At 66.8% G+C, this 13,550-nt stretch carries 14 protein-coding genes; 11 read left to right on the top strand and 3 right to left on the bottom strand.

Annotated elements, in window-relative coordinates; all coding sequences use genetic code 11:
- The 9 genes from AC04MI_RS05225 to AC04MI_RS05265 form a co-directional block, all read left to right on the top strand.
- The coding region (locus tag AC04MI_RS05225) for a carboxyl transferase domain-containing protein (protein ID WP_476497229.1) at nucleotides 1-1,116 on the top strand (1,116 nt) is incomplete at its 5' end.
- An 18-nt stretch (nucleotides 1,117-1,134) separates the two neighbouring features.
- Nucleotides 1,135-2,007 carry an alpha/beta hydrolase family protein gene (locus AC04MI_RS05230; protein ID WP_395456425.1) on the top strand — a complete coding sequence of 291 codons (873 nt, stop codon included), beginning with the start codon at nucleotides 1,135-1,137 and terminating at the stop codon, nucleotides 2,005-2,007.
- Nucleotides 2,008-2,017: 10 nt separating this feature from the next.
- Nucleotides 2,018-2,944 carry a dienelactone hydrolase family protein gene (locus tag AC04MI_RS05235; RefSeq protein WP_436077535.1) on the top strand — a complete coding sequence of 309 codons (927 nt, stop codon included), beginning with the start codon at nucleotides 2,018-2,020 and terminating at the stop codon, nucleotides 2,942-2,944.
- Nucleotides 2,941-3,450, top strand: a complete 510-nt coding sequence (locus AC04MI_RS05240; RefSeq protein WP_436077536.1) for a DinB family protein — start codon at nucleotides 2,941-2,943, stop codon at nucleotides 3,448-3,450. The genes AC04MI_RS05235 and AC04MI_RS05240 overlap by 4 nt, the downstream gene beginning before the upstream one ends.
- Complete coding sequence (locus tag AC04MI_RS05245; RefSeq protein WP_436077537.1) at nucleotides 3,447-4,232, top strand: enoyl-CoA hydratase/isomerase family protein; 786 nt, start codon at nucleotides 3,447-3,449, stop codon at nucleotides 4,230-4,232. The genes AC04MI_RS05240 and AC04MI_RS05245 overlap by 4 nt, the downstream gene beginning before the upstream one ends.
- A 16-nt stretch (nucleotides 4,233-4,248) precedes the next feature.
- The gene (locus tag AC04MI_RS05250; RefSeq protein WP_436077538.1) at nucleotides 4,249-4,968 is read left to right on the top strand and encodes a DUF4126 domain-containing protein; all 720 of its coding nucleotides are present in this window, start codon (nucleotides 4,249-4,251) and stop codon (nucleotides 4,966-4,968) included.
- Between the two features lie 2 nt (nucleotides 4,969-4,970).
- Complete coding sequence (locus AC04MI_RS05255) at nucleotides 4,971-7,001, top strand: acetyl/propionyl/methylcrotonyl-CoA carboxylase subunit alpha (RefSeq protein WP_146869719.1); 2,031 nt, start codon at nucleotides 4,971-4,973, stop codon at nucleotides 6,999-7,001.
- Nucleotides 7,002-7,070: 69 nt separating this feature from the next.
- Nucleotides 7,071-7,991 carry a 2-hydroxyacid dehydrogenase gene (locus tag AC04MI_RS05260; RefSeq protein ID WP_436077539.1) on the top strand — a complete coding sequence of 307 codons (921 nt, stop codon included), beginning with the start codon at nucleotides 7,071-7,073 and terminating at the stop codon, nucleotides 7,989-7,991.
- Nucleotides 7,992-8,033: 42 nt separating this feature from the next.
- Entirely contained in the window at nucleotides 8,034-8,492 is a 459-nt protein-coding gene (locus tag AC04MI_RS05265; RefSeq protein WP_436077540.1) for a DUF3592 domain-containing protein, read from the top strand.
- A gap of 33 nt (nucleotides 8,493-8,525) precedes the next feature.
- Here AC04MI_RS05265 and AC04MI_RS05270 read toward each other — a convergent pair whose 3' ends face one another.
- The 3 genes from AC04MI_RS05270 to AC04MI_RS05280 form a co-directional block, all read right to left on the bottom strand.
- Nucleotides 8,526-9,554, bottom strand: coding sequence for a Bug family tripartite tricarboxylate transporter substrate binding protein (locus AC04MI_RS05270; RefSeq protein WP_436077541.1), 1,029 nt, complete (start codon nucleotides 9,552-9,554; stop codon nucleotides 8,526-8,528).
- Between the two features lie 82 nt (nucleotides 9,555-9,636).
- Nucleotides 9,637-10,494 (bottom strand): beta-keto acid cleavage family enzyme, encoded by an 858-nt coding sequence (locus AC04MI_RS05275; RefSeq protein ID WP_476497230.1) that lies wholly within the window; start codon nucleotides 10,492-10,494, stop codon nucleotides 9,637-9,639.
- Nucleotides 10,491-11,489 (bottom strand): 3-hydroxyacyl-CoA dehydrogenase family protein, encoded by a 999-nt coding sequence (locus tag AC04MI_RS05280; protein WP_436077542.1) that lies wholly within the window; start codon nucleotides 11,487-11,489, stop codon nucleotides 10,491-10,493. Before AC04MI_RS05280 ends, AC04MI_RS05275 begins: the two co-directional genes overlap by 4 nt.
- Before the next feature lie 110 nt (nucleotides 11,490-11,599).
- Between AC04MI_RS05280 and AC04MI_RS05285 the strand changes: the two genes are divergently transcribed.
- Together AC04MI_RS05285 and AC04MI_RS05290 are read left to right on the top strand one after the other, a co-directional pair.
- Nucleotides 11,600-12,517: a LysR family transcriptional regulator gene (locus AC04MI_RS05285; protein ID WP_099729225.1), complete on the top strand. Its 918-nt coding sequence runs from the start codon at nucleotides 11,600-11,602 to the stop codon at nucleotides 12,515-12,517.
- A gap of 99 nt (nucleotides 12,518-12,616) precedes the next feature.
- On the top strand, nucleotides 12,617-13,525 hold the full coding sequence (locus AC04MI_RS05290; protein ID WP_436077543.1) for a hydroxymethylglutaryl-CoA lyase: 909 nt from the start codon (nucleotides 12,617-12,619) through the stop codon (nucleotides 13,523-13,525).
- Nucleotides 13,526-13,550 lie beyond the last annotated feature (25 nt).

The following is a 13,550-nucleotide window of genomic DNA, read 5'->3' on the forward strand; positions in this document are numbered from 1 at the left end:
CGCATCTTCTWCAACCAGGCCAACATGAGCGCCMWGGGCATCKCGCAGATCGCSGTGGTCATGGGMTCGTGCACGGCAGGYGGYGCSTAYGTGCCGGCSATGAGYGACGAGTCSATCATCGTSAAGAACCAGGGCACCATCTTYYTGGGYGGCCCGCCGCTGGTCAAGGCCGCGACGGGCGAGGTCGTGACGGCCGAAGACCTGGGCGGCGGCGACGTGCACACCCGCCTGTCGGGTGTGGCCGACCACCTGGCGCAGAACGATATGCACGCGCTGCAACTGGCACGTAATGCAGTGCGCAATTTGAATAAAAACAAGCCGCAGGCGCCCGCAGATCATGCGCCGGTAGCTCCTAAATTCGCAGCAGACGAGCTGTACGGCGTGATTCCCGTGGACACGCGCAAGCCGTTCGATGTGCGCGAGATCATTGCGCGCATCGTGGACGGCAGCGAGCTCGACGAGTTCAAGGCGCGCTACGGCACCACACTGGTCACGGGCTTTGCACGCATCGAAGGGATGATGGTCGGCATCATCGCCAACAACGGCATCCTGTTCAGCGARTCGGCGCWSAAGGGYGCRCACTTCATCGAGCTGTGCTGCCAGCGCAAGATCCCGCTGGTGTTCCTGCAGAACATCACCGGCTTCATGGTGGGCCGCAAGTACGAGAACGAAGGCATCGCCCGCAACGGCGCCAAGATGGTGACGGCCGTTGCCACGGCCAGCGTGCCCAAGTTCACCATCATCATCGGCGGCAGCTTTGGCGCAGGCAACTATGGCATGTGCGGCCGCGCGTACTCGCCCCGCTTCCTSTGGATGTGGCCCAACGCGCGCATCAGCGTGATGGGCGGCGAGCAGGCCGCRRGYGTGCTGGCCACGGTGAAGCGCGACGGCATCGAAKKSAAGGGCGGCCAGTGGAGCAWGGARGAGGARGAAGCCTTCAAGGCSCCSATCCGCCRKCARTACGAAGACCAGGGCCACCCCTACTACGCCACTGCGCGCTTGTGGGATGACGGTGTGATCGACCCCGCCGACACCCGCCGTGTGCTGGCGCTGGGCCTGGCCGCCACGCGCAATGCGCCCATTGAAGACACCAAGTTCGGCCTGTTCCGCATGTGAGGGGCTGCAGAGATGCGCGTGTCTTGTGGACTGTCTTGGGGCGTGGCGTTGGCGGTGCTGGCCGGTGTCGCGCATGCACGGGTGGTGGAGGAGCAGATCGATGTGCCCGTGCAGGTCAAAAACCCCTGGGGCAAGCAGATCGCCCAAGACATCCGCGTGACGGTCTGGTCCGACGACACCAACCCCCGGCCCGCGCCGATTGCACTCATCAACCACGGTCGCGCACCGGATGCGCAAGGCCGGGCCAGTCTGGGGCGGGCGCGCTACACCGATGCGTCGCGCTACCTGCTGCGCCGTGGCTTTGTGGTGGCCGTGCCGACCCGCGTGGGCTATGGCGTGAGCGGTGGCGAGGACGTGGAGGACACGGGGGCGTGCAACAACCGCAACTACCCGCCAGGGTTCGACGCCGCAGCCGTGCAAATCCTGGCCGCCCTGAACGCCGTGCGCCAGCGGCCGGACGTTGCACCCGACAGGGTGCTGGTGGTCGGGCAGTCGTTCGGTGGCGCCAGCACGGTGGCCCTGGCTGCGATGAATCCGCCCGGAGTGGTTGCGGCCATCAACTTTGCAGGCGGCAGTGGCGGCGACCCCAAGGGCCGGCCCCAGAATCCCTGCTCGCAGCCTGCGCTGGAGCGCACTTTTCAGGCCTACGGTGCGCAGGCCAAGGTGCCTATGCTGTGGATCTACACCGAAAATGACATGTACTTCGGCCCCCAGTTGCCGCGCCAGTGGCACGCTGCGTTCACCAAGGCGGGCGGCAAGGCGAGCTTTGTGCAGTTCCCGCCCCATGGCGAAGACGGGCATTCCCTCTTCACGCGTTTCCCGCAGGTGTGGCAGCCCGCCGTGTCCGAGTTTCTGGATGCGAACGGGTTCCCCGCCGCCGTTGCGCGTTGACTTGTCTGCCATGACGTTCGCCATCTATCTCTCTCCTCGCAAGGCCTTCGCCGCGTTGGCGCTTGCTGGCGCCTGCACTGGCGCCGCATGGGCCCAGTCGCCCCCTGGAGAGCCTGCGGCGCTGCACCAGGTGGAGTTGCCTTTGCCTTCCGGTACCGTGCTGCGTGCCCATTGGTGGCCAGCGCCCCAGCCATCATCCGCGCAGGCCAATGCGTCTGTACAGCCGGCCGTTCTGGCGCTGCATGGCTGTGGAGGCCTGTTTGCCAAGGCGGGCGTGTTGTCTTCCCGCTACCGTGAAACGGCCGAAACGCTGCACGCCGCAGGCTATGCCGTGCTGATGCCGGACAGTTTCGGATCGCGCGGGCTGCGTGATGTGTGCCAGACCCGCTACAGCGACCGCAGCCTGAACGTAAACGACCGCGTGCAAGACGCGCGCGCGGCCCTGGTGTGGCTGGCCGCGCAGCCCGGCGTGGATGCGCGGCACATCGGCGTGATGGGCTGGTCCAACGGCGGCACCACCACGTTGAATTTGCTGGTGCAGCGGCTCACCCACCCGCGCGAGGGCGAGCCGACACTGGCCGGTGCGGCGGTTTTCTACCCCGGCTGCGGGCCGTTGCTCAAACACCAGGCCGTGGCAGAAAGTGTTCCGCTGCTGATGCAGCTGGGTGCGCTGGACGACTGGACCCCAGCCCAACCCTGCGTGGATTGGGCCGGCACGCTGAAGGCCCGCGCTGGCAGCGACGTGACGGTGCACGTGTACGAAGGCAGCTACCACGGCTTTGATGGCACTGCGCCCGTGCGCCTGCGCGGCGATGTGCCCAATGGCACGTCGGCCCACGGTGTGCACCAGGGCGGAAATCCCACAGCGCGCGTTCAGTCGCTGGCCGCGCTGCAATCCTTCTGGAAACGGGTGCTGGGCACCCCGACCGCGCCATGAACGCCACCGACCATTTCACCCAACTCGCACGCTACAACCAGTGGGCCACTGCTCGGCTGCTCGACGCAGTGGCGGAGGTACCAGGGGACGACTACCGGCGCGATGTGGGCCTGTTCTTCAAAAGCATCCACGGCACGCTCAACCACCTGCTGGTGGGCGAGCACCATCTGTGGTTCGTGCGCTTTGCCGAAGGCATTTCGCCCAAGGTGGCGCTGGACGCCGAGCTGGAACCCGACCGCGCGCAACTCGATGCCCGCCTGCGCGAAGGAGCGGCCCGCTGGGCACCGCTGATTGCGTCGTTCTCGCCTGATCGCTGGAGCGGCACGCTCGACTACACCACCATGCGTGGCACGGCGGCATCGCTGCCGTTTGCGGCCACGCTGGCGCACGTGTTCAACCACGGAACGCACCACCGGGGTCAGATCACTGCGGCATTAACCGCGCTGGGCCAGCCCTGTCCCGAGCTGGACTTCGTCTACTTTCTGCAAAACCCGTCCAAGCCATGAGCAGCCAGAACCTTTCCATCACTCAGACCGGCGCCGTGGCGCGCATCACGCTCACGCAGCCTGAAATTCGCAACGCCTTCAGCGATGAGGTCATTGCCGAGATCACCGCCGCCTTTCTGGAAGTCGGAGGGCGTGCCGATGTGCGCGCCGTGGTGCTGGCCGCGGAAGGCCCGGCCTTCTGCGCCGGTGCCAACCTCAACTGGATGCGCCGCATGGCCGACTACACGCGCGACGAGAACGTCGCCGACGCGGGAAAGTTGGCCGAGATGCTGCGGGTGATCTACGAGTGCCCCAAGCCCACGGTGGCACGTGTGCAGGGCGATGTGTACGCCGGTGGCATGGGCTTGGTGGCCGCGTGCGACATGGCCGTGGCCGTGGACACGGCGGGCTTTTGCCTCAGCGAGGTGAAGCTGGGGCTCATCCCCGCCACCATCAGCCCTTATGTGATCCGTGCCATGGGCGCACGTGCTGCGCACCGCTACTTCCTCACGGCAGAGCGTTTTGGCGCGGCCGAAGCCTTGCGCATTGGGTTTGTGCACGAGGTCGTGGTGGCTGACCAGCTCGACGCCAAAGTGGACGAACTGCTCAAGGCCCTGACCAGCGCCAGCCCCAACGCCGTGCGCGTCTGCAAGAAGCTGGTGATGGATGTGGCTGAGCGCGAAATCAATGCCGGGCTGATTGCCACCACGGTGCAGGGCATTGCCGACATCCGTGCCAGCGACGAGGGCAAGGAAGGCGTGCAGTCCTTCCTCAACAAGCGCAAACCCGCCTGGTTGGGCTGATCAGTACAAGCAGGCCATGGACACCCTCTGGTTCAACATCGTGCAGTGGCTCCACACGCTGGGGCTGCATGTGGATGGCGGCACCGCGCGCGCCGTGGGCGACGCGGCAGCCACAGCAACTGCGAAGCTCGACATGCCCAGCCTGCTGGCGCTGGCCGCCGCACTGGGCTGGGCCAGCGGGTTCCGGCTGTATGCCGTGGTGTTCCTGGTCGGCATGATGGGCGTGCTGGGCTGGATGCCCCTGCCGCCAGGCCTGGTCATGCTGCAGCACCCGCTGGTGCTGATGGTCAGCGGCTTCATGCTGATGGTGGAGTTTTTTGCCGACAAGGTGCCCTGGGTGGACAGCGCCTGGGATGCCATCCATGCCTTCATCCGCGTACCTGCAGGTGCTGCGTTGGCCTACGGCGTGTTCGGTGCCGACAACGCGACCATGGCCGTGGTGGCGGGACTGCTGGGCGGCTCGCTCTCTGCCACGGCCTTGGCCACCAAGATGACCACCCGCGCTGCCGTGAACACCTCGCCCGAGCCGTTTTCCAACTGGGGGCTGTCGTTCTTTGAAGACGGCCTGGTCGTGGTCGTGGTCTGGCTGGCCACGCAGCACCCGGTGGCCTTTGGCATCGCGCTGGTGGTGATGGTGGCGGTGTCGGTGCTGCTGCTGGTGGTGCTGTTCAAGTTTCTGCGCGCCGTCGTGCGGCGCTTGTCCTCTTTCTTTTCTGGTTCTGCCAAGGTGGCTTAAACATGTTCAACAAGATCCTTATTGCAAACCGTGGCGAGATCGCTTGCCGTGTCGCAGCGACCGCCAAGCGCCTGGGCGTGAAAACCGTCGCCGTGTACTCCGACGCCGACGCCAACGCTAAACACGTGGCCGTGTGCGACGAGGCCGTGCACATCGGCGGCAGCGCACCCAAGGACAGCTACCTGCGCTGGGAGCGCATCATCGAGGCCGCCAAGGCCACGGGCGCGCAGGCCATCCACCCTGGCTACGGTTTTCTGAGCGAGAACGAAGACTTCGCCAAGGCCTGTGCCGACGCGGGCCTGGTTTTCATTGGCCCCCCCGCCAGCGCCATCAATGCCATGGGGCTGAAGGCCGAGTCCAAGCGCCTCATGGAGCAGGCACAGGTGCCCCTGGTGCCCGGCTACCACGGTGCTGACCAGGACCCGGCGCTGCTGCAACGCGAGGCGGACCGTATTGGGTATCCCGTGCTCATCAAGGCCAGCGCCGGCGGCGGCGGCAAAGGCATGCGCGCCGTGGACAAGGCCGAGGACTTTGCGGCGGCGCTCGACTCCTGCAAGCGCGAGGCCATCAACAGCTTTGGTGACGACGCGGTGCTGGTCGAAAAGTACGTGCAGCGCCCGCGCCACATTGAGATCCAGGTGTTTGGCGACACGCACGGCAACTGCGTGTACTTGTTCGAGCGCGATTGCTCCGTGCAGCGCCGCCACCAGAAGGTGCTGGAAGAAGCGCCTGCGCCGGGCATGACGCCGGAGCTGCGCGCCCGCATGGGCGAGGCCGCTGTGGCCGCCGCCAAGGCTGTGAACTACGTGGGCGCGGGCACGGTGGAGTTCATCGTCGAGCAGCCCGGCGGCTACGACGCCCCCGAGCAGATGAAGTTCTACTTCATGGAGATGAACACCCGCCTGCAGGTGGAGCACCCTGTGACCGAGGCCATCACGGGCCTCGATCTGGTGGAGTGGCAGCTGCGTGTAGCGTCGGGCGAGCCATTGCCGCTCCAGCAGCAAGACCTGCGCATCACAGGCCACGCCATCGAGGCCCGCATCTGTGCCGAGAACCCGGACAACAACTTCCTGCCCGCGACCGGTGCGCTCAATGTGTATGCGCTGCCCGATTGCGTGACGTTTGAAAGAGGCGCGGTGCGCGTGGATTCCGGCGTGCGACAGGGCGATGCGATCAGCCCGTTCTACGACTCCATGGTGGCTAAGCTCATCGTGCACGGCGACACGCGCGAACAGGCGCTGGCGCGGCTGGACGAGGCGCTGGCCCAGACCCACATCGTGGGCCTGGCAACCAACGTGCAGTTTTTGCGCCGCGTGGCACGCACCGATGCGTTTGCCCGCGCCAAGCTGGACACGGCGCTGATCCCGCGTGAGCAGGCTGTGTTGTTCCACCAGGAACCCGTGGGCTTGCCCCTGGCCGCTGCGGCGGCCGTGGCGCAGGCCCTGCTGAATGAGCGTACGAGCGAGGGCGTGGACCCGTTCAGCCGCCGCGACGGCTTTCACACGCATGGCGTGGTGCAGCGCCGGTTTGAATTTGAATTTGGCGGTGAACACGCCAAGGCGCTGCTGACTTACGAGCGCGGTGGCGGCTTGCACTTGAAGGTGGGCGAGGGCGACGCTGCCGTGTCCGGTTCGTTGGTCTTTGGCGCAGCGCCCCAGGGCGCCATCGAGTTGCAGTTCGCCGGCCAGCGCACGCGCGCTGCCGTGTACGCGCAGGGCGAGGTGGACCATGTGTTCACCCCGCTGGGCGCCACGCAGATCACCGCCATCGACCTGCTGGCCCACGCGGGCGAGGCAGCGGCTGAAGGCGGACGCCTCACAGCCCCCATGCCCGGCAAGGTGGTGTCGTTTGCCGTGAAGGCGGGCGACAAGGTTGCCAAGGGGCAGCCACTGGCGGTGATGGAGGCCATGAAGATGGAGCACACCATTGCCGCCCCAGCCGACGGCGTGGTGCAGGAGCTGCTGTACGCGCCAGGCGACCAGGTGACCGAGGGGGCAGAGCTGCTCAAGCTGGTAGCCGCCGACAAGGCCTGAGCCACGCAGTGTCCCGAGTCGTCTGCAGGTGACAGCGCAGGGGGCCCAATGCGGCTACGCTTGGGCCCCATGAAAATCACCTTTTGCTGTACCGATGCCAAGCCCGAGCCCTGGCTCCAGGGCTTTTCCGCCGCGCTGCCCGGCGTTGAGATTTCTGTTTGGCAGCCCGGCGCCCCGCAGGCCGACTACGCCGTGGTCTGGGCACCACCCCAGCAGTTCATGGACGAACAGCCGGTGCTCAAAGCCCTGTTCAACATTGGCGCGGGGGTGGATGCCCTCCTCAAGCTGCGCTTGCCTCCCAAGGCCCTGGTGGTGCGGCTGGATGATGCGGGCATGGCCGTGCAGATGGCTGAATATGTGTGCCACGCGGTCATCCGCCACTTCCGCGAGTTTGATGGCTATGAGGCCGACACCCAGGCGGGCCGCTGGGGCTACCGCAAGCCACGCCTGCGCAGCGACTATCCCATCGGTGTGATGGGCCTGGGCGTGCTGGGCGAGCGGGTTGCCAAGGCGCTGGCGCAGTTTGAATTTCCCATCAACGGCTGGAGCCGCAGCCCCAAGGCCATCGACGGCGTGCGCGGCTTTGCGGGCGCAGATCAATTCAATGACTTTCTGGCCGCGAGCCGCGTCCTGGTCAACCTGCTGCCGCTCACGCCCGATACGACCAACGTCATCAACAAGGGCACGCTCGCTCGCCTGCAGCCGGGTGCCTACGTGATCAATGTGGCGCGCGGCGCGCACCTGGTGGACGAAGACCTGGTGGCCGCCATCGACAGCGGCCATGTGGCAGGCGCCACGCTCGATGTGTTCCGCACCGAGCCGTTGCCCGCAGGCCATGCGTTCTGGACGCACCCACGCATCACCGTCACGCCCCACACGTCAGCGCGCACGCTGCGCGACGAGAGCATTGCCCAGATCGCACGCAAGATGGTGGCGCTGGAGCGCGGCGAGGCGGTGGCGGGCGTCGTGAACCCCGCGCGGGGCTACTGAGGCCGTCGGTCCACGCGCTCGCCAGCGTAGAGAATGGCGGACATGAGCACCTCCACGTTTCGTCGTTTCTTTGGCCTTTTGGGCTGGATGCTGCTGGTGCCCAGCGCCTTGACCGCGCTGGGCGCGGCGTGGTTGTTGGCCTCTGGCATGAACATGCTGGGCGACACGCACACCGCCAAGGGCCGGGTGGTGGCGCATGAAGAAATCATGACAGGCCCATCCCACCGCCGGGGGCTTGCCAAGAAAAGCATTGTGGAGTTTGTGGCGGGCGATGGGCGAACCTATAGCTTCACGGATTCGGTCGCACGCCAGCAGCAGGCCATCCACAAGGTGGGTGAGACTGTTTCGGTGCGCTACTCCGCCAAGGACCCGGTGCAGGCGGAAATCCGCAGTTCCACCACCGTGAAGATAGTGATCGGTGCAGTGATGCTGCTCTCCAGCGCCATCGGTATGGCAGTGGGCTGGCTGTTGCTGCGCTTGCGCCCCAGGTCTGTCGCATAGCCCTCTGTGCGCGGACACAGAGGGGGGGCCTTTTCAGTCCACCGTCACGCCGGCATCGCGCACCAGCTTGCCCAGTCGCTGCGCGTCGGCCTTGATGAGCGCCCCAAAGTCTGCCGCCGTGCCCACCACCACGGGCGTGCCAATGGCTTCCCATTTGGTGCGGAACGCGGGTTCCTTGAAGATCGCATTCACCGTGGCGTTGAGTTTGTCAACGGTGGCTTGCGGGGTGCCTGCGCGCACCGCAATGCCATGCCAGCCGGTGATCTGGTAGCCCGCAATGCCAGCCTCCGCCATGGTGGGCACATTGGGCAGCACCTTGGCGCGTTCGCTGGATGTGACGGCCAGCGGAATGAGTTTGCCCGCCTGGATGTGGGGCAGGGAGCTACCGACGATGTCGAACATCACGTTCACCTGTCCGCCGATCAGGTCGTTGAGCGCGGGGCCAGCGCCACGGTAGGGGATGTGCCCCATCTTCACGCCCGCTGTGGTGTTGAACAGCTCGCCCGCCAGGTGCTGCGGTGTGCCGTTGCCGGCCGACGCGTAGCTCAGCACTGGCTTGCCGGCCTTGGCCATGGCCAGGAATTCGGCCAGTGTCTTGACGCCCAGGGAGGGATGCACCTCCAGCACCAGCGGAAATGCCGATAGCTGGATCACCGGCACCAGATCGGACAGCGGGTTGAACGGCATGCTGGCGTACAGCGAGGGGTTGACCGCCATCGGGCCGCTGGCGGCCAGCAGCAGCGTGTGGCCGTCCGCTGGCGCCTGTTTGGCCACCTCGGCGCTGCCGGTGTTGCCACCGGCGCCGCCCTTGTTGTCCACCACCACAGGTACACCCAGGCGGCTTTGCAGCTCGGGCTGCAGCATGCGGGCCATCAGGTCGGTGGGTCCACCGGGCGGATAGGGCACCACAAAGCGGATGGTCTTGCTGGGGAAGGCGGTGGCGGCCGTCTGCGCCGCAGCGTGACCTGCGATGCCCAGGGCCAGGGGCACGGCAAGGGCTGCGTGCAGCACGGCGCGCCGGGCGCCGCGATGTGTGGACGAGTAAAGGTGGCGGTGGTGCATGTCTGTCTCCTGTGGGGATGGATAAAGCCCGTCTGCTGCGGGTTGATGTCAATGGATGGGGAGCGCGATGGAGTAGTGCCGCTCAGCCTGCGCCAAAGCGCTGCCGGATGTCGGCGGCGGTGGCCAGCGGGCGGCCCAGTGCGGCGGCGGCTTCGACGGCCTGGCGCACCAGCGCGGTGTTGTCGGGGGCCACGCTGCCGTCCTTGCACAGCAGGTTGTTTTCAAACCCCACGCGGGCGTGGCCGCCAAACACGGCGGCTGCGGCCACGCAGGCGTTTTCTGCCGCCCCGAAGGCGCACACGRCCCAGGGCTCGTTGCCGTCATGGGCGTTCAGAAAGGGCAGCAGGTCGCGCGGGCTGGAGGTCTGGCCCGCGCTGTAGCGGCCCAGCACAAACAGCAGGAACCAGGGCGCATCCGGCACCACGCCACTGGCGCGCAGTGCCTGCCAGCGGCGCAGGTCGGCCACGTCATACAGGATGACCTGCACCATGGTGCGGCGCTGGGCGAGGCCGGTGAAGAAGCGCTGCAGTCCGGCTTCGCCGATCTCGGGCTTGTCTACTTCGCGCAGTCCGATGGACACGGCCTCGGGTTGCAGGGCCTCCACCATGGCGATCTGCGCGGGGGCCTGGTACACGCCTGCGGCTTCGCTGGTGATCTGGATGACCATCGCGTCACCCACGGCCTGGCGCACCACGCGCTGCGCCTCGCGGTAGCCTTCGACATCGAGGCTGTGGCGGCCTTGCGCGTCGCGGATGTGCATGTGCAGCATGGCCGCTCCCGCGTCCAGGCAGGCCTTGGCCGTGGTGGCCAGCGTGGCCGGTGTGATGGGCACGGCGGAGTGGTCGGCGGGCTGTTTGTAGGCGCCGTTGGGCGCCACGGTCACGATCAGTGGGTCAACCCACTGGCTGGCAATGGTGGGTGATGCGGGCGATGCACTCATGCGCGGGCTCCAGTGGTCGTTGGGGTGTCCGTCTGTGACATATCGGTGGGAGGCTCGATGGTGGGCAACTCGCCGGCCAGCAGCGCCAGGCCCTGGCGCAGCAGCGTGTCGTAGCGCGCGCGTTCGGCCCGCTTGCGGTCTTCGGGCCAGTCAAAAAAACCCTTGCCCGTCTTCATGCCGAGCTGACCCTGCGCCACCTTGTCGCGTAGGGCCTGGGCGGGTACGTCGGTGTTCGACAGCGTGGGGTACATGGTGGCTGCGGCAGCGGTGTGCACCTCAATGCCTGCGTGGTCGCGCTGCAGCACCGGGCCTGCCGCCAGGAAGCGAAAGCCAAAACCAAAGCGCACGGCGGCGTCCACGTCCTCCGGCGAGGCAATGCCTTCGTCGATGAGTGCAAAGGCCTCGCGCGAGAGCGCGTGCTGCATGCGGTTGGCCAGAAAGCCGGGCTTGTCCTTTTTGACCAGCACTGGCACGCTGCCGCAGCCGCGCATGAAGGCGTGCAGCCAGGTGCCCAGCGCGGGGTCGCTGCGCTCGCCCCGCACCACCTCCACCAGCGGCACCAGGTGGGCGGGCATGAAGAAGTGCAGGCCCAGCATCCGCTGAGCCGTGCCCAGTCCCTGGGCGATGGCACTGATGGGAAAGCCCGAGCTGTTGCTGGCCAGCACGGCGTTGGGGGGGGCCACGGTTTCCAGCTCGGCAAACAGCTTTTGTTTGGCTGCCAGTTGCTCTGTGATGCATTCCACCACCAGCACCACGCCGTTCCAGTCCACATCCTGCAGGCTGGCGCACACCTGCACCGGGCCGGCGTGGGTAGCTTGGCCTGCGGCGGCCAGCTCCTGCGCAATGTGCGGCCGCAAGTGTTCGCGGCGGGCGGCGTGGGGGTCCACCACCGTGACCTGCGCGCCGCCACGGGCCAGGACCACGGCCACATCGGCCCCCATGGTGCCTCCGCCTACCACCACGGTGCGCGCGCTGCGCGGCGAACTGTTCTCCATCGTGTCTCCTTGATGCTCTCAATCTGTTCAAGCGGTGTGCTTGCGTTGAATTCAGTCTAGGGGCCCCACATTGCGCGGTCCAGACGTCTTTTTCGATAGACTGATCGGTTATGAAGATCAATTGGTCCGCCCGCGAGGTGGATGTGTTCCTCTCCCTGGCCGAGACGCTGAGTTTTCGGCGCACGGCCTTGCAGATGCACCTGTCGCAGTCGGCGGTGTCGGGCACGGTGGCTCGGCTGGAGGAGATGCTGGACGTGCGCCTGTTCGAGCGCACCACGCGCACCGTGCAGCTCACGCTGGCGGGCGAGGTGTTTGCCGAGCAGGCGCGGTTTCTGCGCCACCAGATGGAGGAGACCGTGCGCCGCGTGCAGGAGGTGGCGCAGCTGCAGGTGGGTCGCATTGCGCTGGCGGCGCTGCCGTCGCTGGCAGCCGGGGCCGTACCCCGCGCGTTTGCCCGGTTCGCCACACAGCACCCGGGCGTGCAGATGGAGCTGATCGACAGCCTGGCGGGCCCGGCGTTTGACATGGTGCGTGCCGGGCGCGTGGACTTTGCCCTCACCGCCGCCAACCCCGCCTATGCGGATCTGGACTACACCCCGCTGGTGTCCGATCGGTTTGTGCTGCTGATGCAGCGCACGCACACCCTGGCCCGTGGGCGGGGTGCCATCGCCTGGGCCGAGGTGGCCGAGCTGCACCACATCTCCATGCCTGCGGGCACCAGCGTGCGGCAGTACGCGCAAGAGGCCCTGCTGACGCATCGCATCCGCTTTGAACCCCGCTACGAGGTGGAGCACCTAGCCACCATTGCGGCCATGGTGGCGGCGGGGCTGGGTGTGAGCGCGCTGCCCGAGCTGGCCGCCCAGGTGGTGCGCCGGCCCGAGGTGGTCACACGCCCGCTCAAGGCGCCCGTGCTGCACCGGCCCATCGGGCTGATCACGCTGCGCGGGCGGCCGCTGTCGCTGGCGGCGCAGGCCATGGTGGCCTTGCTGCGGCAGGAGGTCGAGGGTGATCACACCCGGGCTGGCTGATGGCGCGTCCGGCGAATGGTCTGGCACGATATGGGGTGGCCCTGTGGAGGCGGTGGCGAGACAATGGCGGCATTCCTTGATCCACCACTTGGTAGCCCCATGAGCATTCCCTCCCGCGTCCGCCTCATCGACGTTGGCCCCCGTGACGGCCTGCAGAACGAAAAGACCCCGGTGCCCGCCGCCGTCAAGATCGAGCTGGTGCACCGCCTGCAGCAGGCCGGCCTGAAAGAGATCGAGGTCACCAGCTACGTCAGCCCCAAGTGGGTGCCGCAGATGGCCGACAACCACGAGGTGATGGCGGGCATCACCCGCCAGCCAGGCGTGGCGTATTCGGTGCTCACGCCCAACCTCAAGGGCTTTGAGGCGGCATTGCTGAACAAACCCGACGAGATCGTCGTCTTCGGTTCCGCCAGCGAGGCCTTCAGCCAACGCAACATCAACTGCAGCATTGCCGAGAGCATCGAGCGTTTTGCCCCTGTAGTGGAGGCCGCATTGGCCGCCGGCATCCGTGTGCGCGGCGCCATGAGCTGCACCGTGGGCTGCCCGTACGAAGGCGACATTGCCCCTGAGCGCGTGGCCTACCTGGCTGGCCTGCTCCAGGGCATTGGCGTGCAGCGCGTGGATGTGGCTGACACCATTGGTGTGGGCACGCCGCGCAAGGTGCAGAAGGCGCTGGAGGCCACGTTGCAGCACTTTGGCATCGACGAGGTGTCGGGCCACTTTCATGACACCTACGGGCAGGCGCTGTCCAACACGCTGGCCGCGCTGGAACTGGGCGTGTGGAACTTCCAGTCGTCCGTGGCGGGTCTGGGCGGCTGCCCTTATGCCAAGGGCGCCACCGGCAACGTGGCCACCGAAGACGTGGTGTACATGCTGCAGGGCATGGGCATTGAGACCGGCATCGACCTGGATCTCCTCATCGATGCCGGGGCCTACATCAGCAGCTTCCTGGATCGCAAGCCCAACTCACGCGCTGCCAATGCCTTGCTGACCAAGCGCGCGGGCTGACTATTGATCCATCTGCACCCGGCCG

This window comes from Acidovorax sp. LjRoot204 (assembly GCF_056175785.1).

Excerpts from the sequence above, each read along its gene's own strand:
- AC04MI_RS05235 (WP_436077535.1), top strand. The coding sequence starts at position 2,018 with ATGACGTTCGCCATCTATCTCTCTCCTCGCAAGGCCTTCGCCGCGTTG.
- AC04MI_RS05240 (WP_436077536.1), top strand. The coding sequence starts at position 2,941 with ATGAACGCCACCGACCATTTCACCCAACTCGCACGCTACAACCAGTGG.
- AC04MI_RS05245 (WP_436077537.1), top strand. The coding sequence starts at position 3,447 with ATGAGCAGCCAGAACCTTTCCATCACTCAGACCGGCGCCGTGGCGCGC.
- AC04MI_RS05250 (WP_436077538.1), top strand. The coding sequence starts at position 4,249 with ATGGACACCCTCTGGTTCAACATCGTGCAGTGGCTCCACACGCTGGGG.
- AC04MI_RS05255 (WP_146869719.1), top strand. The coding sequence starts at position 4,971 with ATGTTCAACAAGATCCTTATTGCAAACCGTGGCGAGATCGCTTGCCGT.
- AC04MI_RS05260 (WP_436077539.1), top strand. The coding sequence starts at position 7,071 with ATGAAAATCACCTTTTGCTGTACCGATGCCAAGCCCGAGCCCTGGCTC.
- AC04MI_RS05265 (WP_436077540.1), top strand. The coding sequence starts at position 8,034 with ATGAGCACCTCCACGTTTCGTCGTTTCTTTGGCCTTTTGGGCTGGATG.
- AC04MI_RS05270 (WP_436077541.1), bottom strand. The coding sequence starts at position 9,554 with ATGCACCACCGCCACCTTTACTCGTCCACACATCGCGGCGCCCGGCGC.
- AC04MI_RS05280 (WP_436077542.1), bottom strand. The coding sequence starts at position 11,489 with ATGGAGAACAGTTCGCCGCGCAGCGCGCGCACCGTGGTGGTAGGCGGA.
- AC04MI_RS05285 (WP_099729225.1), top strand. The coding sequence starts at position 11,600 with ATGAAGATCAATTGGTCCGCCCGCGAGGTGGATGTGTTCCTCTCCCTG.
- AC04MI_RS05290 (WP_436077543.1), top strand. The coding sequence starts at position 12,617 with ATGAGCATTCCCTCCCGCGTCCGCCTCATCGACGTTGGCCCCCGTGAC.